The organism is Paenibacillus liaoningensis, from assembly GCF_059609455.1.
In genome coordinates, this window is the sequence record NZ_JCAALU010000006.1 from 161525 (window position 1) to 188513 (window position 26989).

Here is a 26989-nt window from a genome sequence, read left to right on the forward strand (position 1 = left end):
GTGTTCCATCTCTATTTGTCTATTTTATCATAATCGCCAAGGCACCGCCCATACAATGATAATAGGAGCCGGACGGGCTCCACTTGGCGAAGAGAGCTGGTGAGCGAAGTGAATTATTTTTTGATGAAGGCAGGGCTCGATTTCTTTATTGCCTTTGGCGTCGTATTAGGCGGCTCAATGCTCGCTGGCATTGGATCGGTTTTTCTGCTGATGCCCCCCACCTCCATGATGGTCAATACAGCGGCAAATTTAAAAATATGGGCTATAGTAGCCGCAGTAGGCGGCTCCATTGATCCGATGCGCGTCATAGAAAGCAATATTATGGAGGGGCATCTGTCCCCAGCGGCACAGCAGGTTGGCTATATTATCGCTGCTTTTCTCGGGGCTCATATGGGCACGGAGCTTGTGAGGCTCATTTGCAAAGGGACGGGCTAAGCGATGCGGCTGCCACCGTTTGACAAATATATTAAAGGGCTGCAAATGTTCGGCATGCTCCTGCTCGGCATGGTTGTCGGCGCGGTCGTTTACAACTCCCTCTACCAAGCACAATTTGAGGCGCTTGTCAGTCTCAAAAGCGAGCTCGAAATTCAATTGGAGCAATATGAGCAGGACATTGGCAATCTTAAAGAGTTCAAGCATCAGCACACGGTTATCAAGAGCATTTTGCCGAGAATTGAGCTGGAAGCCGGGCAAAACGCAGGTCGTCCGCAGCTCGACAAAATGACAGAGGCTGAGCTGATTCGGCGAATCAAAGCCGATCTGTCCGTTTTTATCGGGCAAAGCATTTACGAGATTGATTCCAATGCGCAGTTTGCAAGAAAGCTGCTGAGCAAGAGAGTTTACAACGGGGTACTGGAGAAGGATTACGAGGTCGAGGTCAAAACGATGCTTGTCGTCGATAATGTGCTGCAGCTGTGGGTTAAAGTCCGCCTGCATGATCGCGGACCGAGTTAGCGTAAAGACACCCGCTGCGCTGCTTCTGTTTATGTCCCTATTCATGCTACAATAGCAGCAGAAATGCGGAATAGAGCACAATCATTCCGCTTGCAAAGGAGCTGCTTTAGAACGAATGGACTCACTGCTGCAATATTTATTCGCACCCGTCATCTTCCTCACCCTGCTGCTGACCGTTATTTTCAGCTACAGATCCCGCAGAGCAGCTGATGGTGCAAAGCGTATGCTGTACGGGGCCAGAATGAATATAAGCATGGGCGTCATGCTCATATTTATTGCCGGCGTTCAGCTGTTTTTGTCCAATGAATCCACTGTGCGCATCGTCATCGGGGCGCTATTCATGGTCATTGGCCTATTCAATCTTTTCGCAGGACTGCGCAATCTTAGTATGCTGCGCACGACGCGACGCTAAAAAAAGGCAACGGCGAACGCAGCGCTATTACAGCTTAGCTCCGTTCACTCCGCTTGCCTTTTTTTCAGAGCGACCGCCCTGGTTGCTTTATGTTTAAGGATCAATCATTTGGGCTGACATCATCGCTTTCGCTGCCAGCCCGCCCCGATCCCTCACTTCAATTTCCAGCTTCGTTGATTTGCGGCTCATCTCCATCGCCCGCGGTATAATCGTTATTTCACTGTCCATTTCTACTGGCTTCACAAAATAAGTCGTCATGCTTTCGAGCAAATAATCGCGTTTCCCCGTCTCGCGAATCATTCTCCTGCCAGCCTGCGTCATAAGCGTAACGAGCACGCCTTCCGATATCATGCCAAGCGAGCCTGACATTTGCGGCGTTACGACCCCTTTATAAACAAACTCGCCAGCCGCATCTTCACTAGCCATAAATCTTGACCACATTAAATCATCGAACGTTTCGCCCGATTCGGGCTGTTTGCCCGCAAACCGCAGCGCATCAATCACCTGCTGGCGGCTAATGACACCAAGCAGCTTGCGATGCCGATCAACGATAGGCAGCAAATCAATCCCTTCCGCCGCCATCGTATGAGCAGCGGATGTAACGGTAATATTCGGTGCTGCCGTAATCGGATGGCGGGTCATCAGCTTATCGACAGTCTGCTCATCCAGTGCGCCGGAGGCATCCTTTGCCGTCATCATGCCAATGACTTTGCCGCGGTCATCCACCACGGGAAAACGCGAATAACCTGTTCTGCGCCGCAGTTCCTTGAAGCTGCCTGCCGTATCTCCGGGATGCAGCACATCGGCTGGTCTGCTGAACGTAACCAAATCTTCAATCAACATCACTTTTCGCTTAATGAGACGGTCGTACATAGCGCGGTTGATCATGGACGCAACGGTAAACGTATCATATCGCGAAGAGAGAATAGGCAGCCCCTTCTCATCCGCAAGCGCTTTAACCTCTTCGCTCGTCTCGAAGCCGCCTGTAATGAGCACACCTGCTCCTTGCTCCAGCGCCCGCTTATGCGCACCGATCCGGTTACCGACAATAAGCAGGCTGTCTTCATCGATATAACGCAGCATAGCATCGAGCTCCATCGCGCCGATAACGAACTTATGCAGCGTTTTTTCAAGGCCAGATGCGCCACCAAACAGCTGGCCTTCTACAATTTCCGCTACTTCGCCAAACGTAAGCTGGTCGAGCGCCTCTTTTCTTTTACGGTCGATGCGCACCGTCCCAATTCGTTCCTTTGTGCTGACGAGTCCGGTTGCTTCCGCTTCTTTAATGGCTTTATAGGCTGTTCCTTCACTGACTCCCAACGTTTTTGCAATCACTCTGACCGAGATTTTCGTTCCGATCTTCAGCTCTTGAATATGTGCAAGAATCAGCTCATGCTTGGTGCTGGTCTCTGAACCGGAACCGACTTTAGACACACCTGTACCTCCCTCTGGCTTTCAACACTGCTGGCTAACTATTAATGTTCTCATTATACCAATCCACCATAACGGCGGCGACCTTAAGTTTCGCGTCTATTTCCTTGCCCTGCTTGTCCACAAAACGATATTTATCGAACACAGGCTGCAATACGCCTTTGCTTAAAGCTGTACTCATGCCTTCAATAATAAAAGCTTGCCAATCGTAAACAATCGGTACCGAATAACGTAATTGATAAGCAGGCACATCCGTCATCTTAACCGATTGCTGCGGAATTTCCTCGTAAATGGTGGAAAATAAAATCGTGGCCTTCTCGCTATAAGGGCGCGATGCGACTTCCGATTCCAAGCTGATACGATATTCAACCAGTTGTGAATGAGGCTCAACCCGGCAGCGCAAAATACCATGCGCGAGCAGAAGTTTCTCTTTTTTATGAAAAATCGTATAGCTCAAACGCACGTGGAATCGCACTTGACGATAATGCAGCTGAACTTTGCGGAAAAACTCAAATTCTTCTACCATCTCCCAATCTCCTTGTAAAAAGAACCTTTTAAGTAAAAAGAAGTTTAATAAGGACCATTTTACATAATTATAATAAAGTCAGGTATTTCCGTCAATGACTTTAGTCATTATATTTAATAGGTTCTATAGAACGTTGTTGGTTGGCATCTAAAGCTCTATCTTTAGGCTGAGGTGAACAATTTGAGTAAATTTGCCCGATACATAGGAGATAACATCCGCACACTGCGCAAAATGAGAGGCCTTAGCCAGGAGCAGCTGGCGCTCAGAGCGGACATTAATGCTTCGTATATGGGGCAAGTCGAGCGAGGAGAGAAAAGTCCTACCGTCGATGTTCTCGGCAAAATTGCCGCAGCGCTCGACTCTCCGCTGGAACAGCTTGTTCATTTGGATGCTTCGCAGCAGACAAGCCCAGAAGACAATAGTTACGCCGACAAAATCGCCCATCAATTACATGGACTAACCGTCAAAGAACAAGAAGCGGTTTACAAATTCGTAAAGCAGCTCGTCCAGTTCAAAGAATTGGATTAATGTTTGAAAAACAAATAAGGCTCAGCGATCATCGCTGGGCCTTATTTGTTTTTGTTTCGCTTTTGCTAGCTAGCCCCGCGCGCGCCGCCCGGCAACAACCTGCTGCAGCTTGCGCTCCAGCGCCCGGCTTTTGGCACGTTTAATGCGCTGCATCTGCTGCCGCCTCGCTTCGCCTTGCATCAGCGCATCGATTTGCGCCGCCACAATGACAAGCGAGAACACCAGCCAGACGATGCCAAATAAGCTTGTCCCGCTCCAAGGAGCGCCCAAATCCAGTCTGGGCACCCCGTAGACTAGCATCGCTACCGCAGCTAGCAAATATAATACATGACGGCTCCTGCCTTTTCTCATATCCCTCAGCTCCTCTGGTAGCACTTCCTCACATTATATGAAGCAAGGACGAGGGTTATGACCGCCGGCGTTAATCAACGATGGATTTTAGCACATCGGACATAATGCGGTTTATGTCCTCAAAAACGATGGAGAAGCGGCGCTCAGCCTCCATCAAGCCGCTGACGAGCGGATTTAGCGAAATGACCTCATACAGCTTGTTCAGCGTATCCATATCGACCGCGGAAGGCTCCTCGCCCGCCATCATTTTCTGCTGAAGCTCGTTTTGGCGCTCGCGAAAATCATCAAGCATCCGTTTTGCATCTGGATCAGCATCTGCAGCCTGCTTTGCTTTTTTGAGCAAACGCGCTTCCTCGCTGTCCTTTAACGCTTTGGCCAGTTCATACGTTTTGTCGTAAACATTCATGGCTTTTCCCCTCCATTATTTGCGTGAACAGCTGTTAGTATCTAATCACCAAGGGATAGATGTCCTCATATGATGAATTAATTCGTGCAAAACACCCAGCGGCTGTTACCCGCTTGCCGGAATCCTCCTGCTTGGAAGGAGATTTACGATGCTCAAATCGAAAGTAGCCGTCCAGGTTATCAGCTCAGGCATGCTCGCCGAGGATACGCTCATGCTGGGCGAAGCCTATATGAAACAGTGGAAGATCCCTCAGGGCCAGCCTGTAGCGATGACCTTCGGCTCACTTAAGCAACATGTCAAAGTATTGCCCGTCACACGTTATGACGGTATTCGAATTAGCCAAAGTCTAGCACGCAAGATGGGCATTTCGAATGGCGCTGCCTTAAGAATCAACTATAAATCCGGATCAGCGACGCTTTCACTTGGCCCGCTTATCGGTATTCTGATCAGCAGGGATTATCCAGGGACGCCAGATAAGCCGTTTGGCTCGATCACCATGTTCTGCAAGGAGTTGGTTGACGGCTGCGCTGCACAGGGCGGGCATGTATGTTTTTTCACCCCCGGCCAACTATCTGGCGGGCAGCAAACCGTGGAAGGATGGATCTATGCGGGCGGCTGGCAAAGAGCGTCGCTTCCCATTCCAAATGTCATTAACAATCGACTAACTTCCCGAAAACTAGAGAACAAACCCAGCGTACAACATTTTTTCAAAGAAGTAAAATCCAGGTTTCAGACAACTGTTTTCAATGAAAAGTTCCTCGATAAAACGGAAGTTTTCGAAGCGCTCAAGAAGGACGAATCCGCCCTTCGCTATTTGCCAGAGTCTTATTCACTGCGCAGCTTTGCCACCTTTAAAGCCATGTGCAGCAAACACGCCAACATCTTTTTGAAGCCTGTCACAGGAAGTCTTGGCAAAGGGATCATTCGAGTATCAAAGACTGAAACGGGCGGCTATCAGGCCCAATTTACGACAACGACAGGCTCGCGCAAGCAGCTTTATCCAAACCAGCTCAAAGTCTATTCCGCCATCTCTGCAAAAATGAAAACCGTCCGCTACCAGGTGCAGCAAGGCCTCCAGCTGATTGAAATCCAGAAGCGGCCCGTCGACTTCCGGGCGCTCGTACAGAAAAATGTCAGCGGAAAATGGAAAATCACTTCGATTGTAGCCCGAACAGCTGGCGGACAGCATTTTGTTTCCAACCTCGCGCGGGGCGGCACATTAAGCACGGTTAGCGAGGCCATTTCTAAATCCAACTTGACGAGCGGCCGAGCGGATACTTCGAGCAGACTGCAGCATGCAGCGCTCCTCATTGCCAAAGGAATTGAGACGCATATTCCCGCCCACTTCGGTGAGCTCGGCATCGATCTGGCTATTGATACGAGCGGCAGGGTATGGCTGCTGGAGGTCAACTCCAAGCCTTCCAAAAATGACAATACGCCGCTGAATGACAACAAAATTCGTCCCTCAGTTCGCATGGTTATTCAATATTCCCGTTTTTTATCGGGCTTCTAGCGGAGGCGCCTATGACAGCAGAAGGCATGACGATCGGATTATATGTTGCTTCCATTGAGATGCATGCCACGCAGGAGGAGCCGCGGCTTCCAGAGCCCGCCTTTTACAAGCAGCTTGCGGAAACCGCTAGAAGGAAAAAAATTGATTTTTACGTCTTTTCTCCCTGCGAATTTAATGAAGTTAACGGTCAGCTCCAGGGCTATCGCTATCTGAATCAAAGATGGGAGAAGGGCCTCTGCAAGCTGCCCGATATTATTTACGATCGGCGCTTCTGCAAAAACACGGAAGAGCAGCTTGCTTGTCGCAGCGCCCTGCAAGCTATTGCAGCGTGCAAGCCGCATATCATTTTGAACGGCAGCCTCCCGTCCAAATGGGAGGTTTACGAAGCGCTGGCGAGCAATGAGCGTATCGAGCCGCTTCTGCCTACTACCCAGCGTTATAGCCATGGCGCTATGCTGCGCAGCCGTCTTTCAGCTCCAGGCGCAGGGCTGTTTCTCAAGCCCGCTTCAGGCATGCAGGGCAAAGGCGCCTTGCTGCTCAGGCGGCATACCGAAGGGTATTGGACCGTTTCAGGACGCAGCAAAAGCAATTTACCTTTTCAGAAGCAGCTCCTTAGCTTGAAAGAGCTGGAGCAATGGCTAGCCCAGTTTATCGGAAATGCCAGCTACATTATTCAGCCGTATTTGCAGCTACAGCTAAAAACAGGCGAACCTTTCGATATAAGGGCTTTGGTACAGAAAGATGCGCATGGACGCTGGCAAGTAACGGGCCTTGCAGCCCGCTGCGGACAGAGCGGCTCGATCACCTCCAACCTCCACGGAGGAGGCGGGGTCAGATCTGCGAAGGAACTGCTTATAGCGGAATACGGTGAAGCCATAAATGATCTTTTATTGAAGCAAATTCACAAAATAAGCCTGTATGCAGCCGAGCAGCTTGAACAGCGCTTCGGCAGACTAGCTGAGCTTGGACTTGATTTTGGCATTGAGCAGGGCAGACGATTATGGCTTCTGGAAGCGAACTCCAGACCAGGAAGATCGGCGTTTAGGCGACTTGGCCTTGAGAGATGTGCTGCACAATCTCTTGAGCGGCCAATAGGCTATGCCCAAATGCTGGCCCGCCGTCTCCATACGCCGTTAATTACTCCATCACCCGTATTAGACCGTTCTCGGTATGACAACGTTCAGGAGGTTCTTCCATGAGTTTGACAACTTGCAACGTACACTTTTCCCAACAAACCGATCGAGTCGTCTATCTGTCCAGTCCGCTTCTTAAAGAACTGAAGCTGTCAGGCAAAAAAACGATGCTCCTCAAGCTAGGCAGAGAAGTCATTACAGCTGCCATCCGCCCAGTCAAGCGCCAAGGCAACCATCTGTATTTATCGGCGGGTGTCCGCCAGTCTATCAAAGTACCGAAGACTGGCAATATTTATTTGCTTCAATCCGAAAATAATGAAATCCAGCTGGGGCCCTTGGTCGGTATCTTAAGCGATATTGGATCCCCTTCCTCCGATAGTGCGCCATTTGGCGCAAGAACCGGCTTCATTAAGCAAGTCATCCGGTCGGGAGAGCGCAAAGCATATTTGTTTGGCTTTACGCCAAACGACATCAACTGGCAGCAGGAAACCGTCAATGGCTACTTTTTGACCGCCCAAGGCAACTGGTATCGCAAAACGGTTCCGCTTCCTGACGTTGTCTACAATCGGCTTCCCAGCCGCAAAGCGGAAACCTCGACCATGATCAACTCGCTGCGCGAGCGGTTTGTAAGGAAGAAAATCCCGTTTTTCAATTGGAGCTTCTTCAATAAATCGGATGTCTACAAGCTGCTCGATAAAGACCCAGAGGCCCTGCAGCATTTGCCTGAATCGGTGTCAGGCCCTACGCCGGAGAAAATCAAGGAGATGCTGGAAGAGCATCATTTCTTATATTTCAAGCCTACAGCCGGAAGCCTTGGCATTGGCATTTATCGCTTGACCTATCACCCTAAGCGGGGCTATTTCGCAAGGTACCGCAAAGGGAATCAAAATGTGCTGCTGCGCTTTACTAACTTCCAGAGCATGATCCGCATGCTGCATGCGCGCCACGGCAGCTCGTTAAATAACTATGTCGTCCAACAGGGAATACGGCTCGCCGAAATTGACGGCTGTCCGCTTGATTTCCGTTTTCATATGCATAAAAACGGCCAGAACGAATGGGTGCCCGCAGGAATTGGCGCAAAAAAAGCCGGGCGGGGCAGTGTCACTACCCACGTCAAAAACGGCGGCTCCCTCATGACGCCGCAGCAGGCGCTAAGCCGGACCTTCGGCAGCGAGGCTGCCGATGTGCTCGACAAAGCGAAGCAGGTAGCCATCAACCTTTCGGAAGCCATTGAACGCAACTATCCGCACCGTCTTGGCGAGCTGGGGCTTGACATCGGTATCGATAAAAATAGCGAGATATGGATGTTTGAAGCTAATGCCAAACCTGGCCGTTCTATTTTCAAACATCCTTCCTTAAAATCGGAAGGTCGCGCCTCACTGGATTATATCATTGAACATTGCCTGTACCTCAGCAAGTTCCAAGGGGGTGACAGCTGATGGAGCAGCTGGTTAAAGAACAGGAATCAACAGCGGAGATCCGGGCCGGAAGGCCCGTACTCGCTATTTTGACTATAGAGGATGATATTCAACTTTTTCGCGGCAACCGCAGCAATTTTGCTGATTTAATCCGTGTCGGCCGGCAGCAGGGCTTTATCGTTTACGTGCTCACTGCCAAAAATCTATTTTTAAGCCGGACCAGTCTGAAGGGCTTCATTTTTGACGAACAGCAGGAAATATGGCAGCAGCGCCTGCTCCCTTTTCCGGACATTATTTATAATCGTATCCCTCAACGGGAGGATGAGCTGCTGCCAGCCGTCAAAAACAAAATCAATGCCTGCATTAAAGATCCCAGAGTGACATTATTCAACCCCTTTTTTTTCAACAAGTGGCATTTATTCGAATGGCTTCGCCAATCCAAAACGACTAAGCCTTACATCCCTTTGACTCGCAAGTTAATGTCTCTCAACGGGCTGGGCAAAATGATGCAAAAACATTCCTTTTTATATTTGAAGCCAGAGAGCGGCAAAGCAGGCAAAGGCATTATGACGATTACCCTTAAAGCCGAGAAGCAGCTGCCCTATCGTTTAAAAATCCAGGAAGAGCGCAAAAGTGCTACCTATAATTGCGCCACGATAACGAAGCTGTGGAGCCGCATCCAAAAGCAAAGCTCAGGCGAGGCCTATATCGCTCAGCAGGGTATCCAGCTTGCTTCCTTCAATGACCGCCGCTTCGACCTCCGTGCCCTTGTCCAGAAGAACGGGGACGGCAGATGGGAAATGACAGGAATCGGCGCAAGGGTCGCCGGCTCCTCGAGCATTACGACTCATGTACCTCGCGGCGGAATGATTGAAGATCCGGAGAAACTGCTCATTAGTTCTTTTAATGCAGAGCAGGCGCGTAGAATACTTCTGAAAGCTAAACGTACCGCCTTGCTGATAGCGAGGCAGATCGAGCGCGGCTCTGGGCAAACGCTTGGCGAGATGTCGATGGACCTTGGAATAGACAGCTTGGGCAGCGTTTGGTTTTTCGAGGCCAATTCCAAGCCAATGAAATTCGACGAACCTCATATCCGTCAAAAATCGCTTGAGCGCATTTTTCAATACGGCTTATATTTAACAAATAAAAAAGCTGGCAAGGCAGGAGGCGTGTAATGATGGAAGTGCAGCTGCTCACTCCGAAACAATGGAACTGCTATCGCAATCGACTGGCTGATTTTGCTGTTCAGTATAGCGATAAGAGATTGACAGCTGCCTCCATTCAAGCCTTTCGCGCCTTGAATTCTGCCCAACTCGTCCCATCAGTTGATGCTGCATATTCCGAGGCGGCCGTTTCAATCGCCAGGCAAGGCTCACGTTTACTTGGCGTGGGCTTCGCAACAAATGGCAGCAAGCAGGAATGCTTTTTCGTCGTCCATCCAGAAGCCCGCGAGCTTGGCGTCGGAACGACTGTCGCTCGGAGTCTAATTAGCAGATTGGGCCAATTAACCTGTCATGTTGCGGTCGACAACATTCCGAGCATGGCACTATGCTTCCGCATTGGAATGAGCGCGGTATCTATGTTCACCGGACCGACCGGCAAGCCGACGCTCCGTTTTGAAAGGAGAACTTTTAATGACGCAGCCTGTACTCGGAATATTGACGTTATACCTCAATGAGAACGGTATGCTTGAAGAACGGGATATTTACCGTAAAATGACAACTGCTGGCCGCAAGCTGGGTCTCGACATTATTATTTTCACCCCTCAAGATGTCAACTACAAACAAAATCGCATTCATGCGTTAATTTATAATGAAACATCCAAAAAATGGTCGCGGAAATGGACCTCGTTTCCGCACATGATTTTTGACCGCTGCCGCATTCAACGTACTTATCGGTTCGATCAACTGCTGCAATTCCGATCCCGCTATAGCCATCTCAACTTCCTCAACCGTCCGCTTCGCAACAAATGGACGATACATCGAACATTGATAAAGGACGCCCGATTTAAAAGCTATCTTCCTGCAGCACGCATTGCAGAAAATGCCCAAGTCGTATCCGAGATGCTGCGCAAACATCCGCTTATTTACCTTAAACCGATTAACGGCACAGGTGGCAGAGGCATTTTGCGCATTGAGCGAAAACAAAGCGGAAACCTTCTCATTCAAGGCCGCGATCAAGCAAGACGAATTATTAGCCCGCAAAAAATAAACGCCGCCTCCTTAAGCGGCTATTTATCCGCATGGGATTTAAAAGGTACCCGTTATATAGCCCAGCAGGGCATCCACCTCAAGCTTCCGAGCGGACGCGTGCATGATTACCGCATGCTCGTCCAAAAAAACGGGGAAGGCGCTTGGAGCGTAACAGGCTGCGCGGGCAGAGTAGGACCTCTCGGCAGCGTAACCTCCAACCTTCACGGAGGAGGCCATGCTGTTCCCATGAATGAACTGCTGCAGCAATGGGTAAGCGATGCCTCACTCGTTAAAGAGATCGAGGCGGACGCCGAACAGTTCAGTATTAATGTCGCCAAACATCTCGAGCAGGTTTATGGACAGCTTTGTGAGCTTGCTCTCGATCTGGCTATTGACCGCAAGGGCCAAATCTGGCTGCTTGAAGTCAATCCCAAACCAGCAAGGGAAGTATTCGCCCAAGCGGGCGAGAAAGAGGCTTACAAACAGGCGATTATTAAACCTTTAGAATATGCCCTATGGCTTTATCGGCAGAAAAAAACTGGAAAAGCCAAAAATACCATTACAAATACCAACAACAGCAGCAGCAGCTTGACCCATATGGATGGCTTAAGCAAATCCTCGACCGATTCCGCCTAATGATTCACATAAAAAAGAACCTGGCTGTGTGACGTCATCTACGAGACGCCATCATAACCAGGTTCTTATTATTACAATTCGTTTAAGCCTCAGCCAACAGCTCTACGATATCCGGCAACTTGGCAATCAGCACATCTGCTCCAGCAAGTTCGGTATCTCGTCCATAGCTTGCATAAGCGCAGCCAATTACTTTAAGCCCGTTTGCTTTTCCCGCCTCCACATCAGAAGAACGGTCCCCAACCATCCATGCCGATGCAATTTGATGATCTTTCAATAATTGAGCAACCAAATCTACTTTCGTCGCCGTTTGGTACTCCCCTGCACTATACAATCCGTCAAACAAATCGTAAATGCCCTTGTAGCGAGCCACACCACGCACATATTCTTCCAGCCCGTTGCTGGCTACGAACAGCTTGATGCCTTGCTCCTTAAGCTTTCTCAGCACTTCTTCCGCTTGAGGATACAATCTGCCTTCCCCTGCTTCCAGCTGTTCCAGCTCATAACGCAGCATCAGCTCGTCAGCGCGTCTATGAGCCGCATCTGAAGCGTCAGGCATAACTTTACGCCAAATATCTTCCAGCAACATGCCAAGGCAGCTGAGCAGCCGCTCAATAGGCGGTGTTGGCTGATTATACAGACCTTCTTCACGCAGCGTTTGAAACAACCGCTCGTGAACAGATACTAACAGTGTATCCGTCTCAAACAACGTTCCATCCATATCAAAAATAACCGCTTCCGGCTTCGTCCATTTCTCCCCCGCCATATGTAAGTGCCTCCTCGAATTATGTGTCCTTATCATACTAATTATGCTGAGCCCCCGCAAGTACTAACGCGTTAGGCCCTTACTCTGCTGCCTAAACACACCATACCTCTGACTCTTTCTAAACCCTTTTAAAAAACTATAACGCCGCATCAAGTAATGGTTATATTTCAAACTTAGAGTCATTCAAGAAAGCGGCTCTGTCCTAGAGAGACTCTGCTGTTTTTGTTGCTTACAGGCATTATCCCCTTAGCTCAGAAAATTTTTTCCATCTACCATCCTAACTAATTGACTTCCTATCATCATTTCGATAAAATAAGAACATAAGTTCTCATCGGAGTGAGGTGTTAGCGATGCCTGCCATTTCTGAGTCTATTGCAAAGTTCGATAGTTGCTTTTCCACTAACGAAGCATGCTATTCTTTTTTCTATAGTATTAAATGGCCGGAAGGTTTTCGCTGCCCTCGTTGCAATCACCATGCAGCCTATAGGATCACTTCGCGATTCTCTGATTTATATCAATGCTATTCCTGCCGTCATCAGACGACACTAACCGCTGGAACTCTCATGGTAAAAAGCCGAACACCATTGCGCAAATGGTTGCTTGTGTTATTTCTAATCTCCCTGCACCAATTTCAGATTAACGCTGTTCAAATATCAATAGCTCTGCATGTAACTTATAAAACAGCCTGGGGCATGCTCCACAAAATTCGCCAATTTATAAGCCAAGCCGATGAACATGAAAAGTTATCTGGTGTTATTAAAGCTGCAGTGGAGTTATATGCTAGAAAGCAACATTCATCCAATCATGACTCACCTAAAGAGCGTTCAATTATTATAGCCTGCTCTTCCAGCTTTTGCTCTGCTTCATACTTTAAGTTCAAAGTTATCCCATCTGCTCATTTGAATGAAAGATGCTTATTACGTTCAGGTGTAGCTGCTTTTGCTCGCAACTGCGTTAGCGATTCATACGTTAATAATATAATTATTCAGCCATTGTACCGTATGGCAGATTCGAGATTACTTAGATCACAATATAAACGTTCCATCATTAAATTAAATGCTTGCTTTAAGGGAATTGGCGCTACTCATTTGCAGTCTTATCTGAACTACCTTTGCTTTTTCCTGAATAATCCGAGCCTAGACCCGCATTCTCTCTTGCACGAACTTACATCATTATGCTTGGGCAGACCCTTATCAAAAAACGCCCTATTGCCACTGGCACAGTAAACTCTCCAATTTTTTCATATTATACTATAACCATAAATCAGTTCCTCTTTAAAAATTGCAATCACAGTCTAACCAATTACACCTTTTTGTTAGGGCCCACTCTTTCTCAATGTTTTTGAATTCTTGAAACTTCAATATCACCAATAAAAGATTGAATTTGTCTTTTCTCGCAATCAAATATTACACAGATGTTTTGAGTTTAGTTATTCAGTCTCTCTCTGACCCAATAAAATATTAGATTTTGGCACAAGTTTTCTATTAAATTTTTGTCTTCACTAGTACTATTCTTTAGCATTCCCCTTTATTAATTCAAGGTTTTCATTGACAACAAGTTCAATTCATCCTACTTCCTCTGAAAAAACAAAACAGTTCCTCTCCTCAGTAGCACTTCCATTCCAAAAGTTCGGAACTCCCAAAGCACGAGCTTTCGAGCTTTTTCTATTTTTCTACGATATTTTATAATCTATTGATTTATCAATCGATGCTTGGATGGGCTAATGTTCTACGTTCTACGTTCTACGTTCTACGTTCTACGTTCTACGTTCTACGTTCTACGTTCTACGTTCTACGTTCTACGTTCTACGTTCTACGTTCTACGTTCTACGTTCTATGGTCCATGCTCGATGTTCTACGTCCACGATCTTGATCTACACTCTTTGTTCATGCTCTAGTTTAACGCTCTATGTTCACACTCTTGGTTCTACGCTACACGTTCATGCTCTATGTTCTACGCTCTATGTTCACACTCTAGATTCTACGCTACATGTTCACACTCTTGGTTCTACGCTCCATGTTCATGCTCTAGGTTCTACGCTCTATGTTCATGCTCTAGGTTCTACGCTCTATGTTCTGCGTTCTATGTTCTGCGTTCTACGTTCTGCGCTCTATGTTCTGCGTTCTAGGTTCTGCGTTCTATGTTCTGCATTCTATGTTCTGCGTTCTAGGTTCTGCGCTCTAGGTTCTGCGTTCTAGGTTCTGCGCTCTATGTTCACACTCTAGGTTCTACGCTACATGTTTACACTCTAGGTCCTACTCTACATGTTCATGCTCTATGTTCTGCGCTTATGTTCTGCGCTCTATAAGGCTACAGGTTTAGTGGTCGTTTTTCTGAGCTAAGGGGATAATGGGCTAAAGCAAAATTTATAGTGAAGGCATCATCCAAAAATCAGAGCTTTTGCAAACATTAATATTTCCTATATTTATGTGCAAGCACGCAAAAATGACTGGCACACGCAAAAGGGTGTCAGTCATTTTTGTTCGTTTTTTATTCATAGCAGCTTTAATCGAAGCGGGCCGTGCGTTGGTGGAAATCTACTTCTTTGTAGTACATGTCTTTTACCAGTAAGTTGGGGCCACAGCAAGAGGCAGCAGGGCAATAGCAGTTTACGTCTTGTGCTAACGGATGATCCAGCCATTTTGTGAACAAGTCATCTAGCTTAGAGCTCGCTATGTTTCCAAATGATGGAACATCTGAAAAGTCGGTGACGAATACTTCTCCCGTAAATAAATTGACGTTTAGACGGTTCCGTCCATCTGGGTCATTGCGTACTGTGACATTTGGCTCAGCGGCCAGACGGCTAAGCAGCGCACGTTCCTCTGCATGATTGCTGCACTGATAAAAAGGCAGCGTTCCAAACAACATCCAAACTGACGGGTCGCGGTTATCCAATAACCGCTCAATGGCTTGTCGCATTTGCAAACGAGTGATGACCGGCAAATCTTTAGCAAATGAACTTGGATACATAGGATGCACTTCATGACGCTCGCAGCCCATTTCTACAATGAGTCGGTGAATTTCATCGATTTTATCATGTGTGCGGAAATTAATCATGGACTCCGCAGATACTAATACGCCTGCTTTGCTTAAAAGACGTGCATTCTCAATCATTCGTTCATACAGCTTAACCGAAGCTTCGTAGGAAACATGATGACCAGCTTTAGCAAAGCCTACTTGGTGAAAATCATCCGCATTCGTATAGTTAAATGAAATGTGCATGACATCCAAATAAGGAATAATCGCCTCGTAGCGACTGAATGGTAAAGTTACATTAGAGTTGATTTGGGAACGAACACCACGATCTCTGGCATATTGAAGCAGCGGCAGCATATATTCCTTGACCGTTTTAGCCGAATAGGAGGGCTCTCCGCCAGTAATGCTTATCGTCTGCAAATGTTCAACTTCATCCAATCGTTTGAGCATATCCTTTAAAGGCAATTTGGCTGGCTCCGACATAACTAGCGTATCGCCAACCGCGCAATGCTCGCAGCGCATATTGCATAAGTTTGAAATCGTCATTTCCACGCTCGTCAATTGGTGCTTGCCGAACTTCTGGATTGAACGAATAGGATCCCATGGGTCGTTAACTGGGGTTAGCTGCGGCAAAGCCTTGAGGCTGCCACTCATAGCTAATGGATTTGTTACTATAGCATTCAATGTATTCATTTTATCAACACCTGATTTCTGCATCTTTCGATTGTATAATTTCTAGTACCATTGTAATGTTCGAATCCGAAAGAAGCAATAAATAGGCATGAAAAAGAATAAAGAGCCCCAAGTAGCAGGCTCCTCATGCTATTACCCATTTTTAGCTGATAGTACAGGCAAATCATTTTGTTCATCATTTACGCTTATAATCATAATGCTTAGCTGCTTCGACATGTCGATTTCATAGGGCACAGCGAGATCTTCCCCAACCTCGTTGCTTAATATACGAATAATCGGTCGATGTGGATAGGCATGATTAAAATCCACTACTACACCTGATTCGCCTGTATTGATTTTCACTGTAATACCAATAGGATAAATGGCTACCTTATCTCGAAATAATTGTACCATATGCTGTTCGTATAAGGTTCCAGTTCCTGCATACAGAAGCTCAATAGCATGATGCGGCAGCATCGGGGCGCGGTAAATCCGATTAGTCGTCATAGCGTCATATGAATCAACTAACCCGATCCACTTTGCATACTCATGGATTTCATTGCCTTTGATTCCTCTTGGATATCCGCTGCCATCCAGCCGTTCATGATGCTGATAGGCACAATGAGCCACAATTAGCGGCAGATTGGGCTCATCCTTTAATAGCTCAAAGCCAAAACGAGCGTGATTTTTCATCATGATGAATTCATCTGGAGTTAAAGCTCCTGGCTTTTGAAGGACATCAATTGGAATTTGTGTTTTTCCAATATCATGAAGCAGCGCCCCCATCCCGAGAGTCATTAGTTCTTCATGTGAATAATTGTAGGCTATGCCAAGAATGGTCGTGTAGACGCACACATTTAAAGAATGCTGATATAAATAATGATCTACCGTTCCCATATTCATCAGCATAATCATCGCATCCTTATGGGCGGACAAATCATCAATAATCAAATTCATCATTTGTTTGAAGGTTTGGCCAATATACGGATACGTAACGCCTTTTTTACGCTTTGGTCGATCCATCATATCACGAAAATTTGTACGGATTTCCTTTAAGGCAACTAGCAGCGTTTCCTCGCGAATGATCTCTGGCATCATAATATCATCGGTTTTCGGATCAAGAATATATATATACTGTATTCCACATTGTTTGAGCCGGGTAATAAGCCGACTGGTCAGCTCAACATTTTCCCCTAACAGCACTAAACCATCATGTGAGAAAATCTTTTTGGCCAATCGCATGCCGGGCTGAGTCTTTGTTATAGGCATCAAACGCATTTTCTCGATCCTTCCTTGACTGAGTGGTTTCTTCTTAATTAATACATCGGATAAAATTAATAAAAATGTTATATCGTTGATGCTATATTATTCCACCTAAGCAGCTTGCAATCCACAATATTTGCCTGTTCTTTCAATGCTTCAGCCAATACGTCTCGAATAAATTCCGGCAAAAAATAATCTATATTGACTCCTTGTCCTAATGACAAATAGCCGATATGGAACGTGAACATGTCAATGGAAGCTACATTATACCATTTATCTTCCATTAGAGTTTGTCCATTGACCAATATCTTAACAATTCGGTCCAGCGGAGGCCGCTCGGAATCAAAAATAATTTGGAGACCGTCTACTGCAAGTGTTCCTAATACTTCGCCGCGAAACCCATAACCTTTAATTCGCTTATCCATATACTCCGGCAGAAGGGATTGCTCAAGAGCCTCCTTGATATGCCTGCCAGTAAGCTGCATTTTGCAAGGGTTTATTGGAGACGGGCATAACGCATGCAACTGTCCAGCTGTCACTTCTCCCTGCTGCAAGCCGCCTAGCAATTGTCCGGTATTTACAATCGCGATTTCTGCTGCAGTATGTCTCTTTAGACCTGCTGCAAGCAAATTGGCGAGCGGCGATTCTCGCGCAATAGCCGTCGAAAGAGGCTCATCAATACATGCGACTGTACGATTGAGTCGTGCGAGCCCTTCTTCTTTATATTTTGCAATAATAGCTTCAGCTTCCGGTTGTTCCTCAAAAGCAGCAGTCGGTACACAAGCCGCCTTTACTTGCGGTTTGGCAGCAGCAGTCCCCAGTGTAATTTCGATACGCCCAATATGCTCGCCAAATTTCCCAGCTGCACAAATCGAAGTATGTTTTACTTGCAGTGCTTCCTCAAGCAAATGATGGGTATGAGCACCTAATACCAGGTCAACACCTGTCAATTCTTGCGCTATCCGCTCATCATTCGCCAGCCCTAGATGGGACAACACGATGATCAAATCCACTTCTTCACGCAATTGCTCTACTTGTTTTTGAATTGCCTCGAAAGGGTCCGTCGCATTCCAACCGAGCAAAACATAAAAATCCGTAAAATTTGCCGTAACACCAATTAAACCAATTTTTATATGGCCTTTATTTACAATAATATGAGGCAGTAGCCACGGCGGTTGCTTGTTCGTTGCCGCATCCAACATATTCGCCCCTAAAACGGCAAATTTGGCATGTTGGCCATATAATTCGGCCAGTCTTTCCTTGGAATACGTTAGCCCTTCATTATTTCCAATAGTTACCGCATCATAACCTGCTTCATTAAGCAGTGCAACATTCACCATGCCGTCACTGCCTTCTGTTTCACTTCTCATTCTGTCCATATGGTCGCCGATATCGAGGACTAACAAGTTGTCCTTACCGTGAACGCGACGTTGATCAGCTATATAGGAAGCAATTCGTGCAGCATTTTCCAAGCGACTATGAATATCATTGGTGTGTAAAATAACAATATTTTGCTCTAATCGTGGTTTGGAATCCATGCCTGCCTCCTCTAAATTTAAAAGTTATAAACGTCCGCCTAACTGTCTTAGGCTGTCTCTTTAGCATAACATTTTTCTATAGATTATGGTATGCTGTTATAGTACATCTATATCATTACGTGAGGTTAAATAACATGATTACGCAATGGAAAATTGATTTATTTGCAGGTTTGTCAGAGCGCTTTGGTGTGCGTTCTCTTATTATAGAGACTGCTGAGCAAAATATGACGGTGGCAGAGCTGAAGAAGCACTTGATTGCTTCGTATCCCGAGCAAGTTGATATTTTAAGCATCTCTTTTCTTGCCTGCAACCACGCTTACGCTCAAGCAGACAGCATCGTAAACGCCACTGATGAGCTTGCGCTTCTCCCCCCCGTTTCGGGAGGACAAGCTGAACACTCTAATGAAGATGAACAAAAATCTCCTCTAGAACAATTGTACATGCTAACTAATGAGAAAATTACGACAGAGGAGGTTTTAGCCAAAGTTATTGTTCCGGGGCATGGTGCTTCCATTGCTTTTGTCGGAACGACGCGAGAGTGGACGCAAGGGCAGCGTACCATTCGCTTGGAATATGAAGCTTATGAACCGATGGCTGTTAAAATGATGAAGCAAATCGGTGATGAACTTGAACAGCAATGGCCAGGAACATTGTGTGCCATTACACATCGGCTTGGCATTGTCGACATCGCAGAGACTAGTGTAGTCATTGCTATTTCTTCGCCGCATCGCGCTAGCTGTTATGACGCCAGCCGGTACGCGATCGAACGATTGAAGCAAATTGTTCCGATCTGGAAAAAAGAAATTTGGGAGGATGGTTCAGAATGGAAAGGCCATCAGCTTGGCCCTTGGAATCCTGATACACCGTTAGCAAACTCTCCAGATGAAGCCTAAAATAAAACGCTTATCAAATATTTCCATTCAAAAGCGTGAAAAATAGGTCTTAAGACTACTTAGAACATTATCAAGATAAAAAAAGAGCGTTTTTTGTCGAAATTGGTGGGTATTTAGACTCAAATTAAAGTTCCTCATATTGCCATACCCTCAAATCATTGCTACTATACTACTTAAGTGATCAACTATTCAATAGAGGTGCAGCGATGAAGGTTCACGTAACTGATTTAAAAACGGGAGACCGTTTATTAAAAGATACCTTTAATGGATACGGTCTGCATGTGCTTTCTAAAGGCACCTTGCTGGAAAATAAAGAAATATCAAAGCTGCTTCAACATCAAATCGATTATGTTGAAGTCGAATCTGTCCCTATTGTTAATTTACCGGATCGCACATTGGAGCAAACCGTTAGTCCCAAGTGGCTTCCTTCTGTACAACCGGATTATGATAATGCGATTCAAGGCTTTCATAATCTTTTTGCCAAAGCAAGCGAGGACCAGACCATTGATGAGCAAGAAGTCGAGGATGCCTTCCAGCCACTGATTAAGCATCTTAACATGGAGCGAGACGTCGTATCTATGCTGCTGCTGCTTAACACGAAAGACGACTACACGTACCAACACTCCGTACAAGTGGGCATGCTGGCCTATTATCTGGCTACCTGGCTCGGCTACTCCGTAAAAAAATCGGTGCAAATTGGTAAAGCCGGATTCCTTCATGATATCGGAAAAAGTCAAATTCCTGAATCCATTCTTAACAAGCCCGGCAAGCTTACAAAGGAAGAGTTCGATGAAATCAAAAACCATACGACATATGGCTATGACATTATAAAAAAATCCTTTGATGAACGCTACATAGCCTTAAGTGCGTTGGAGCATCATGAGCGTAATGACGGCAGCGGTTATCCGAAAGGTCTTAATGGCGACCAAATTGAGCCTGTTTCTAAGCTTATTTCAGTTGTCGATATTTACAGCGCTATGATTTCCGAACGGGTTTATCAGAAAAAACGCGATTTATTTTATGTATTGAAGGAACTTTATAAGCTGAGCTTCAGAGAGCTGGATCCACATATTGCACATACATTCATAAAGCATATGATCCCCAACTTCATTGGAAAAAAAGCTTATTTGGAAACTGGTGAGACAGGTATTATTGTCATGACTCATCCAACCGAATTTTTCAGGCCGTTGCTGCAAATTAATCATGAATTTATAGATTTGACTGTTGAACGCCATCTCAAAATCAAAGAAATTTTCGTATAACAAAATGCCTGTTCCCTTAGCTGATTGAAAGCAACCAGTGAGGGAACAGGCATTTTTGCCGTTTATCCGTCTAAATCGTCAAGCTTGTATGCTTAACCGATAGAACCTTCCATCTCAAACTTGATAAGACGGTTCATTTCTACCGCATATTCCATCGGCAGCTCTTTCGTGAATGGCTCGATAAAGCCCATAACGATCATTTGTGTTGCTTCCGCTTCCGACAAGCCACGGCTCATCAGATAGAACAATTGATCCTCGGAAACTTTGGATACTGTAGCTTCATGCTCCAAAGTGATGTTATCGTTCATGATCTCATTGTATGGAATTGTATCCGAAGTGGATTCATTATCCAAAATCAATGTATCACATTTAATGTTAGATTTCGCACCATCCGAATTACGACCGAATGAAGCAAGACCGCGGTACGTTACTTTACCGCCATGCTTACTGATCGACTTGGAAACAATCGTCGACGTCGTATCTGGAGCAAGGTGAATCATTTTCGCGCCTGCATCCTGGTGTTGGTTTTTACCGGCTACTGCGATTGATAATACCATACCTTTCGCACCGCGGCCACGAAGCACAACAGCCGGATATTTCATCGTCAATTTGGAGCCGATGTTGCCATCTACCCATTCCATTGTCGCGTTTTCATCAGCAACTGCACGTTTTGTAACGAGGTTGAAAATGTTTGGAGCCCAGTTTTGAATCGTCGTATAACGAACGCGGGCATTTTTCTTAACCAAGATTTCAACGACCGCACTGTGCAGCGAGTTTGTGCTGTAAACTGGAGCTGTACAGCCTTCAACGTAGTGAACGAAGCTATCTTCGTCAGCAACGATAAGCGTACGCTCAAATTGTCCCATGTTTTCGGAGTTAATCCGGAAATAGGCTTGCAGCGGAATTTCGCATTTTACGCCTTTTGGTACGTAAATAAAGCTGCCACCAGACCAAACCGCACTATTCAAAGCAGCGAATTTATTATCATTCGGTGGGATGATTGTGCTGAAATACTCACGCACGATTTCAGGATGTTCACGAAGCGCCGTATCCATATCAGTGAACAATACGCCTTGCTTTTCCAGATCCTCTTGCATGCTGTGATAAACAACCTCGGATTCATATTGTGCAGATACACCAGCAAGAAACTTTTGTTCCGCTTCAGGAATACCGAGCTTGTCGAACGTTTCTTTAATTTCAGCAGGAACCTCTTCCCACGTCTTGCCTTGCTTCTCAGAAGGTTTTACATAATACTGAATATCATTGAAATCCAGATCATCCATATTGCCGCCCCAATTAGGCATTGGCATTTTGTTGAACTGCTCCAGTGATTTCAGACGAAAATCGAGCATCCATTCCGGCTCGCCCTTCATTTCCGAAATAGTGCGAACGATTTCAGGCGTCAAGCCTTTTCCTGATTGGAAAATCGACTTATGCTCATCGCGGAAACCATACTTATACTCTTCCATTTCCGGCATTGTTTTAGCCATCGTATTCACTCTCCTCTTTCATAATGATGTTACTCGTGCTGTTGTTCGATACCTTTACGCAAAGCGTTCCACGAAAGGGTGGCACATTTGATGCGGGCTGGAAACTTGTTGACACCAGATAGCGCCTCAATGTCCTCATAATCTTCAAATTCGACTGGTTCGCCTTTCATTAGCGCAGAAAATTTATCCGCTAGCTCCAGCGCCTGATCGAATGTTTTGCCTTTAACGACTTCCGTCATCATGGAGGCGGAGCTCAAGCTGATGGAGCAGCCTTCTCCACTAAACTTCGCGTCCGTGACTAGACCGTTCTCCACTTGAAGCTGGAGCGCAATGCTGTCGCCGCAGGTCGGATTGTTCAGTTTAATCGTGACGGCATCGGCTTCCAATGTTCCATGGTTGCGTGGATTTTTATAGTGATCCATGATGACTCTACGGTATAAATCATCCAATTGCATGACCGAAGAACTCCTTTGTTTTGAGCAGTCCAGCAATAAGCTGATCAACGTCCTGCTCGGTATTATATAAATAAAAGCTTGCTCTTGCTGTCGAAGAAACGTTCAAAAAACGCATAAGCGGCTGGCAGCAATGATGTCCGGCCCGAACAGCAATGCCCTCTGAATCAAGAACTGTCGCCACATCATGTGGATGCACATCGCCCAGATTGAACGTAACGAGGCCCGCACGATCTGCCTTAAGGCCATAAATTGTGACCCCTTCAAGCTCTGACAAGCGGTCATAAGCATATGCCGCCAGTTGACGCTGGTGCTTGTCAATCTCATCCATGCCAACCTCTTGCAGAAAATCGATTGCTGCGCCCAGCCCTACGGCGTTCGCAATAATCGGCGTCCCGCCTTCGAAGCGGTACGGAATGTCCTTCCATGTTGACTCATATAAGTCAACATAGTCGATCATTTCTCCGCCGAACTCAATCGGCTCCATCTTCGAGAGCAGCGCCTTCTTGCCATACAAGGCGCCAATTCCCGTCGGGCCGCACATTTTATGGCCCGAGAATGCATAAAAGTCACAATCCAAATCACGAACGTCAACACGCATATGCGGCGTACTTTGCGCGCCATCGACGACCATTACGGCGCCATTGCGATGTGCAATAGCCGCAACTTCCTTAATGGGGTTGACGATGCCCAGCACATTCGATACATAAGTCATCGCAACGACCTTCGTATTCGCTGTAATCGTCAGCTCAGCATCGGCTAGCGTGAATGAACCATCTGGCTGAAGCGGAATATATTTCAGCGTCGCGCCAGTTGCTTTCGCAACCTGCTGCCACGGGATGAGATTGCTGTGATGCTCCATTTGCGTAATAACGATTTCATCGCCAGGTTTACATGTATTTCTTGCATAGCTTGAAGCAACCAAATTCAGCGCGGTTGTCGTACCCCGCGTAAAAATAATTTCTTCCGGCAGTGCCGCATTCAGAAAAGAAGCCACTTTCTCCCTTGCGCCCTCATAAGCGTCAGTCGCCCGCGAACCAAGCGTATGAACACCTCTATGCACATTGGAGTGGTCCTTCTCGTAATAGCGATTAATCGCATCAATGACGGAGCGCGGCTTCTGGGAAGATGCCGCGCTGTCCAGATAAACGAGCGGATGCCCGTTTATCTCTTGATGCAGAATCGGGAACTGCTCCCGAATTGCTGCTATATTCATCCTTCGAGCTTCCGCACGAGCAATTTCTCAAGCTGTTCGCGTACCGCATCAATCGGAATTTCAGAAACAACAGGAGCAAGGAAGCCGTAGATTACAAGGCGTTCCGCATTCTGCTTGCTAATACCGCGGGACATTAGATAGTAAACCTGCTCAGGGTTAACTTGCCCAACACTCGCTGCATGGCCTGCAGTAACATCATCTTCATCAATTAGCAAAATCGGATTCGCGTCACCGCGTGCTTTCGGGCTCAGCATCAACACTTTTTCGGTTTGAACACCATTAGCTTTCGTAGCGCCCTTCTCGATTTTAGTGATACCGTTAATAATCGCCGAAGCAGAATCCTTCATAACTGCACGCGTAACCATGTTGCTGTCTGAGCGAAGGCCGAAATGTACAGCCTGCGTCGTCAAGCTCATTTGCTGAGCGTTTTTGCCAATGCTGATTACTTTAGCATCCGATTGCGAACCGTTGCCTTTCAGCACGGACTTCGTGTCCGACAGCGTAGAGCCATCGCTCAAATCGCCAAGTACCCACTCCATTACACCATCGTTATCAATGATAGCACGGCGAACTGTGAGGTCCACTCCGCTGCCACCAAGATGATGGATGGAGCCGAAACGAACGTGAGCGCCTGCTTTTACATAAACTTCGACTACCGAGTGGTAAACGAAAGGCTCCGTAACAGCGCCTGGTTCAGTAACGACATAATCGACATACGTAACGCGGCTGTTGCTTTCCGCTACGATCACGATATGCGGTGCAAAGGAGGCCTCTGCTTTTGTATTAAATAGAATAGCCTGCAGTGGAATTTCCACCTCTACATTGCGAGGAACGTATACGAATACGCCACCATTCCATAATGCAGCATGCAAAGCTGTTAATTTGTCTTCATCCTTGGCAACAGCTTGGAACAGGTACGGCTTAACAAGATCGCCATGCTCCTTGCAAGCTGTCTCCAAATCGGTAAAAATAACGCCCTTTGCTGCCAGTTCAGCAGATAGCTGCGTCCATACCGGGCTCGAATTTTGCTGAATAACGAGGTTTTCAGTACCTTCAGCAACCAATTCACGTACAACTTCTGGCAAATCGGTTAATGCATTTGCTGGAGCTACCTGATCGTAGCTGCCTACAGCTGTCAGGTTCCAGCGTTCAATTTTGACTTTCTCCGGCTTTGGCCATTCTAATGTACCAGCAAGCTCAGCCGCTTCGCCGCGCAAATCTACCAGCCAATTAGGCTCGTTTTTGCTACGGGACAAAGCTTCTGCAGATTGGCGGTCCGTCGGAGTCGATAGTTGTGTACTCATCCGTTATCCCCCTTTCTCCGCTTAGGCCTGGCCAACCGTTTCGTCCACGATGCCCAGTTCTTCTTTAACCCAGTCATAACCTTCATTTTCCAAACGCTCAGCAAGTTCCGGACCACCGGATTTCACAATGCGACCTTGCATCATAACGTGTACAAAATCAGGTGTAATATAGTTCAGCAAACGCTGATAGTGAGTAATGATAAGGAAACCGCGATCTTCGGAGCGCATTTCGTTAACGCCTTTGGATACGATTTTCAGGGCATCGATGTCAAGACCCGAGTCAATCTCGTCAAGTACGACGATTTTCGGATCAAGCAGCGTCATTTGCAAAATCTCGTTACGCTTCTTCTCGCCGCCGGAGAAGCCTTCGTTCAGATAACGATGTGCGAACTCAGGGTTCATTTCCAAAGCTTTCATTTTGCCTTCCATTTGGCGAATAAATTTAATGAGGGAAATCTCGCTGCCTTCCTCACGACGAGCGTTAATCGCACTGCGCAAGAAATCGGAGTTCGTTACGCCAGGAATTTCGCTCGGATATTGCATAGCAAGGAACAGGCCAGCGCGTGCTCTCTCATCTACATCCATTTCAAGCAGGTCTTCTCCATCCAAAAATGCGCTGCCTTCTGTCACTTCATATTTCGGGTGGCCCATTAGAGCGGAAGCAAGCGTACTTTTACCAGTACCGTTTGGTCCCATAATCGCGTGGATTTCTCCACCTTTGATTTCAAGGTTAATGCCTTTCAAAATCTCTTTTCCTTCGATAGCCGCTTTCAGGCCATCAATGACAAAATGCGTTGCCATAATATGCTGATCCCTCCATGGTTGGTCTATTTACCTAATCACCTATAATCAAAAATGCTTCTATTATAATGTGATTCAATATTATTCTCAATGTCTTCTCAATAATCATTTTATTATAAGTTTTGTTATAAAGCAACGCCGAGACCACTCAATGTGCAAGAAACCGCCATAAATCGGGCTTAATCTCTATTCCTGATTCAGCGCAGCTTGAATTTGGGCAACTTGCGACGCGAATTCTTCATCAGAAAGAACAGGAACCATTGCTGCCTCTGATAGATCACTTTCAAGCTTTACCCAAGATTTGCAGCCGGTATAGGCAGGGAGCATCTCAAGCTCAGCAGGCGCTGCAAGACGGTACACGCGGAGCAGAAGCAAATGCAGCGGCTTCGTCCGCTTCCATTTTAGCCTTTCTTCGGAAAATTTATCCGTCCAAATGTGAAATTCCCGCAGCCGGTCAAGCGTTTCCTGATCGTTGATCTCGATATCATGAACGGCCTCCGCATAGGCGCCAAGCGTAATGCTGTCCATATCAGGCGACCAGCCTTCCATTATCCTTTCGATTCGGCCTTGATACGGCGCCTTAAGCAGATGCTCCTTCTGATGCTCATATGCGGGCATTAAGTAGAAGCCTTTGCTTACCAATTGAAAATCACGTGTTTCCTCTTCGATTCCGCCTTTGCGCAAAACCATAATAAGCTCGCCATCACGCAATGCGTTAACGGTTACGGCCCACTCCTTCAGAGCGACCGGCTCCCGCATCATGCTGTTATTCATGCCAAATTCCTCCACTCCAGCAGATCCGCCTAGCCCCTCGTTGCCTTTCGAGCTTAGAGACTGCAACGAAATAAAGTACCGTAAA

27 protein-coding genes and 1 pseudogene are annotated in these 26989 nt (G+C 46.6%); 14 read left to right on the top strand and 14 right to left on the bottom strand.

Annotated elements, in window-relative coordinates; all coding sequences use genetic code 11:
- Positions 1 to 108: 108 nt before the first annotated feature.
- The 3 genes from AC6B99_RS10285 (at position 109) to AC6B99_RS10295 (ending at position 1366) form a co-directional block, all read left to right on the top strand.
- On the top strand, positions 109 to 435 hold the full coding sequence (locus AC6B99_RS10285; RefSeq protein WP_056040129.1) for a YtrH family sporulation protein: 327 nt from the start codon (positions 109 to 111) through the stop codon (positions 433 to 435).
- Between the two features lie 3 nt (positions 436 to 438).
- Positions 439 to 954, top strand: a complete 516-nt coding sequence (locus AC6B99_RS10290) for a sporulation membrane protein YtrI (protein WP_056039790.1) — start codon at positions 439 to 441, stop codon at positions 952 to 954.
- A gap of 115 nt (positions 955 to 1069) precedes the next feature.
- On the top strand, positions 1070 to 1366 hold the full coding sequence (locus tag AC6B99_RS10295) for a YtpI family protein (protein WP_056039788.1): 297 nt from the start codon (positions 1070 to 1072) through the stop codon (positions 1364 to 1366).
- A 93-nt stretch (positions 1367 to 1459) separates the two neighbouring features.
- On the opposite strand, the gene AC6B99_RS10300 is transcribed toward AC6B99_RS10295, so the two are convergent.
- Complete coding sequence (locus AC6B99_RS10300) at positions 1460 to 2800, bottom strand: DRTGG domain-containing protein (protein ID WP_056039787.1); 1341 nt, start codon at positions 2798 to 2800, stop codon at positions 1460 to 1462.
- 34 nt (positions 2801 to 2834) lie between these two features.
- Positions 2835 to 3323 (bottom strand): hypothetical protein, encoded by a 489-nt coding sequence (locus tag AC6B99_RS10305; RefSeq protein WP_056039785.1) that lies wholly within the window; start codon positions 3321 to 3323, stop codon positions 2835 to 2837.
- Between the two features lie 180 nt (positions 3324 to 3503).
- Between AC6B99_RS10305 and AC6B99_RS10310 the strand changes: the two genes are divergently transcribed.
- Positions 3504 to 3851, top strand: a complete 348-nt coding sequence (locus tag AC6B99_RS10310) for a helix-turn-helix domain-containing protein (RefSeq protein WP_046228758.1) — start codon at positions 3504 to 3506, stop codon at positions 3849 to 3851.
- 69 nt (positions 3852 to 3920) lie between these two features.
- Here the strand turns inward: AC6B99_RS10310 and AC6B99_RS10315 are convergent, their stop codons facing one another.
- Positions 3921 to 4202 carry a hypothetical protein gene (locus AC6B99_RS10315; RefSeq protein WP_056039781.1) on the bottom strand — a complete coding sequence of 94 codons (282 nt, stop codon included), beginning with the start codon at positions 4200 to 4202 and terminating at the stop codon, positions 3921 to 3923.
- 70 nt (positions 4203 to 4272) lie between these two features.
- On the bottom strand, positions 4273 to 4608 hold the full coding sequence (locus AC6B99_RS10320; RefSeq protein ID WP_496663300.1) for a YlbF/YmcA family competence regulator: 336 nt from the start codon (positions 4606 to 4608) through the stop codon (positions 4273 to 4275).
- A 148-nt stretch (positions 4609 to 4756) separates the two neighbouring features.
- Between AC6B99_RS10320 and AC6B99_RS10325 the strand changes: the two genes are divergently transcribed.
- The 6 genes from AC6B99_RS10325 to AC6B99_RS10350 are packed head-to-tail and all read left to right on the top strand — an operon-like array spanning position 4757 to position 11500.
- Positions 4757 to 6121 (top strand): YheC/YheD family endospore coat-associated protein, encoded by a 1365-nt coding sequence (locus tag AC6B99_RS10325; protein ID WP_056039777.1) that lies wholly within the window; start codon positions 4757 to 4759, stop codon positions 6119 to 6121.
- 11 nt (positions 6122 to 6132) lie between these two features.
- Positions 6133 to 7320 carry a YheC/YheD family endospore coat-associated protein gene (locus AC6B99_RS10330; RefSeq protein ID WP_496663301.1) on the top strand — a complete coding sequence of 396 codons (1188 nt, stop codon included), beginning with the start codon at positions 6133 to 6135 and terminating at the stop codon, positions 7318 to 7320.
- Positions 7317 to 8693 (top strand): YheC/YheD family endospore coat-associated protein, encoded by a 1377-nt coding sequence (locus AC6B99_RS10335; protein WP_056039773.1) that lies wholly within the window; start codon positions 7317 to 7319, stop codon positions 8691 to 8693. Before AC6B99_RS10330 ends, AC6B99_RS10335 begins: the two co-directional genes overlap by 4 nt.
- Positions 8693 to 9847, top strand: a complete 1155-nt coding sequence (locus AC6B99_RS10340) for a YheC/YheD family endospore coat-associated protein (RefSeq protein WP_056039771.1) — start codon at positions 8693 to 8695, stop codon at positions 9845 to 9847. Before AC6B99_RS10335 ends, AC6B99_RS10340 begins: the two co-directional genes overlap by 1 nt.
- On the top strand, positions 9847 to 10350 hold the full coding sequence (locus AC6B99_RS10345) for a GNAT family N-acetyltransferase (RefSeq protein WP_155973386.1): 504 nt from the start codon (positions 9847 to 9849) through the stop codon (positions 10348 to 10350). The genes AC6B99_RS10340 and AC6B99_RS10345 overlap by 1 nt, the downstream gene beginning before the upstream one ends.
- The gene (locus AC6B99_RS10350; RefSeq protein WP_063892628.1) at positions 10307 to 11500 is read left to right on the top strand and encodes a YheC/YheD family endospore coat-associated protein; all 1194 of its coding nucleotides are present in this window, start codon (positions 10307 to 10309) and stop codon (positions 11498 to 11500) included. Before AC6B99_RS10345 ends, AC6B99_RS10350 begins: the two co-directional genes overlap by 44 nt.
- 82 nt (positions 11501 to 11582) lie before the next feature.
- Here AC6B99_RS10350 and AC6B99_RS10355 read toward each other — a convergent pair whose 3' ends face one another.
- Positions 11583 to 12263, bottom strand: a complete 681-nt coding sequence (locus AC6B99_RS10355) for an HAD family hydrolase (RefSeq protein WP_496663302.1) — start codon at positions 12261 to 12263, stop codon at positions 11583 to 11585.
- Positions 12264 to 12613: 350 nt separating this feature from the next.
- On the opposite strand from AC6B99_RS10355, the pseudogene AC6B99_RS10360 reads away from it, so the two are divergent.
- Both AC6B99_RS10360 and AC6B99_RS10365 read left to right on the top strand, forming a co-directional pair.
- Positions 12614 to 12790: pseudogene (locus AC6B99_RS10360) on the top strand (transposase family protein); the annotation flags it as partial.
- Positions 12791 to 12826: 36 nt separating this feature from the next.
- On the top strand, positions 12827 to 13489 hold the full coding sequence (locus AC6B99_RS10365; RefSeq protein WP_496663372.1) for a hypothetical protein: 663 nt from the start codon (positions 12827 to 12829) through the stop codon (positions 13487 to 13489).
- A gap of 1279 nt (positions 13490 to 14768) precedes the next feature.
- Here AC6B99_RS10365 and yfkAB read toward each other — a convergent pair.
- The 3 genes from yfkAB to AC6B99_RS10380 form a co-directional block, all read right to left on the bottom strand.
- Positions 14769 to 15932, bottom strand: coding sequence for a radical SAM/CxCxxxxC motif protein YfkAB (gene yfkAB / locus AC6B99_RS10370; protein WP_081418966.1), 1164 nt, complete (start codon positions 15930 to 15932; stop codon positions 14769 to 14771).
- 132 nt (positions 15933 to 16064) lie between these two features.
- Positions 16065 to 17189: an HD-GYP domain-containing protein gene (locus AC6B99_RS10375; protein WP_056039766.1), complete on the bottom strand. Its 1125-nt coding sequence runs from the start codon at positions 17187 to 17189 to the stop codon at positions 16065 to 16067.
- 68 nt (positions 17190 to 17257) lie between these two features.
- Positions 17258 to 18712 (bottom strand): 5'-nucleotidase C-terminal domain-containing protein, encoded by a 1455-nt coding sequence (locus AC6B99_RS10380; RefSeq protein WP_494882709.1) that lies wholly within the window; start codon positions 18710 to 18712, stop codon positions 17258 to 17260.
- Positions 18713 to 18846: 134 nt separating this feature from the next.
- Between AC6B99_RS10380 and AC6B99_RS10385 the strand changes: the two genes are divergently transcribed.
- Both AC6B99_RS10385 and AC6B99_RS10390 read left to right on the top strand, forming a co-directional pair.
- Positions 18847 to 19605, top strand: a complete 759-nt coding sequence (locus AC6B99_RS10385) for a molybdenum cofactor biosynthesis protein (RefSeq protein WP_099516517.1) — start codon at positions 18847 to 18849, stop codon at positions 19603 to 19605.
- Between the two features lie 206 nt (positions 19606 to 19811).
- Positions 19812 to 20867 (top strand): HD-GYP domain-containing protein, encoded by a 1056-nt coding sequence (locus tag AC6B99_RS10390; protein ID WP_056039761.1) that lies wholly within the window; start codon positions 19812 to 19814, stop codon positions 20865 to 20867.
- Between the two features lie 92 nt (positions 20868 to 20959).
- Here AC6B99_RS10390 and sufB read toward each other — a convergent pair whose 3' ends face one another.
- From sufB to AC6B99_RS10420, 6 genes are all read right to left on the bottom strand, one after another.
- Positions 20960 to 22357, bottom strand: coding sequence for a Fe-S cluster assembly protein SufB (gene sufB / locus AC6B99_RS10395; protein WP_056039758.1), 1398 nt, complete (start codon positions 22355 to 22357; stop codon positions 20960 to 20962).
- Between the two features lie 29 nt (positions 22358 to 22386).
- The gene (gene sufU, locus AC6B99_RS10400; protein ID WP_056039756.1) at positions 22387 to 22812 is read right to left on the bottom strand and encodes a Fe-S cluster assembly sulfur transfer protein SufU; all 426 of its coding nucleotides are present in this window, start codon (positions 22810 to 22812) and stop codon (positions 22387 to 22389) included.
- Entirely contained in the window at positions 22799 to 24025 is a 1227-nt protein-coding gene (locus tag AC6B99_RS10405; protein WP_496663303.1) for a cysteine desulfurase, read from the bottom strand. Before AC6B99_RS10405 ends, sufU begins: the two co-directional genes overlap by 14 nt.
- Entirely contained in the window at positions 24022 to 25329 is a 1308-nt protein-coding gene (gene sufD / locus AC6B99_RS10410; RefSeq protein ID WP_494882706.1) for a Fe-S cluster assembly protein SufD, read from the bottom strand. The genes AC6B99_RS10405 and sufD overlap by 4 nt, the downstream gene beginning before the upstream one ends.
- A gap of 21 nt (positions 25330 to 25350) precedes the next feature.
- Complete coding sequence (sufC, locus tag AC6B99_RS10415) at positions 25351 to 26130, bottom strand: Fe-S cluster assembly ATPase SufC (protein ID WP_056039751.1); 780 nt, start codon at positions 26128 to 26130, stop codon at positions 25351 to 25353.
- Positions 26131 to 26316: 186 nt separating this feature from the next.
- Complete coding sequence (locus AC6B99_RS10420) at positions 26317 to 26904, bottom strand: DUF1802 family protein (protein WP_496663304.1); 588 nt, start codon at positions 26902 to 26904, stop codon at positions 26317 to 26319.
- Between the last annotated feature and the right edge of the window lie 85 nt (positions 26905 to 26989).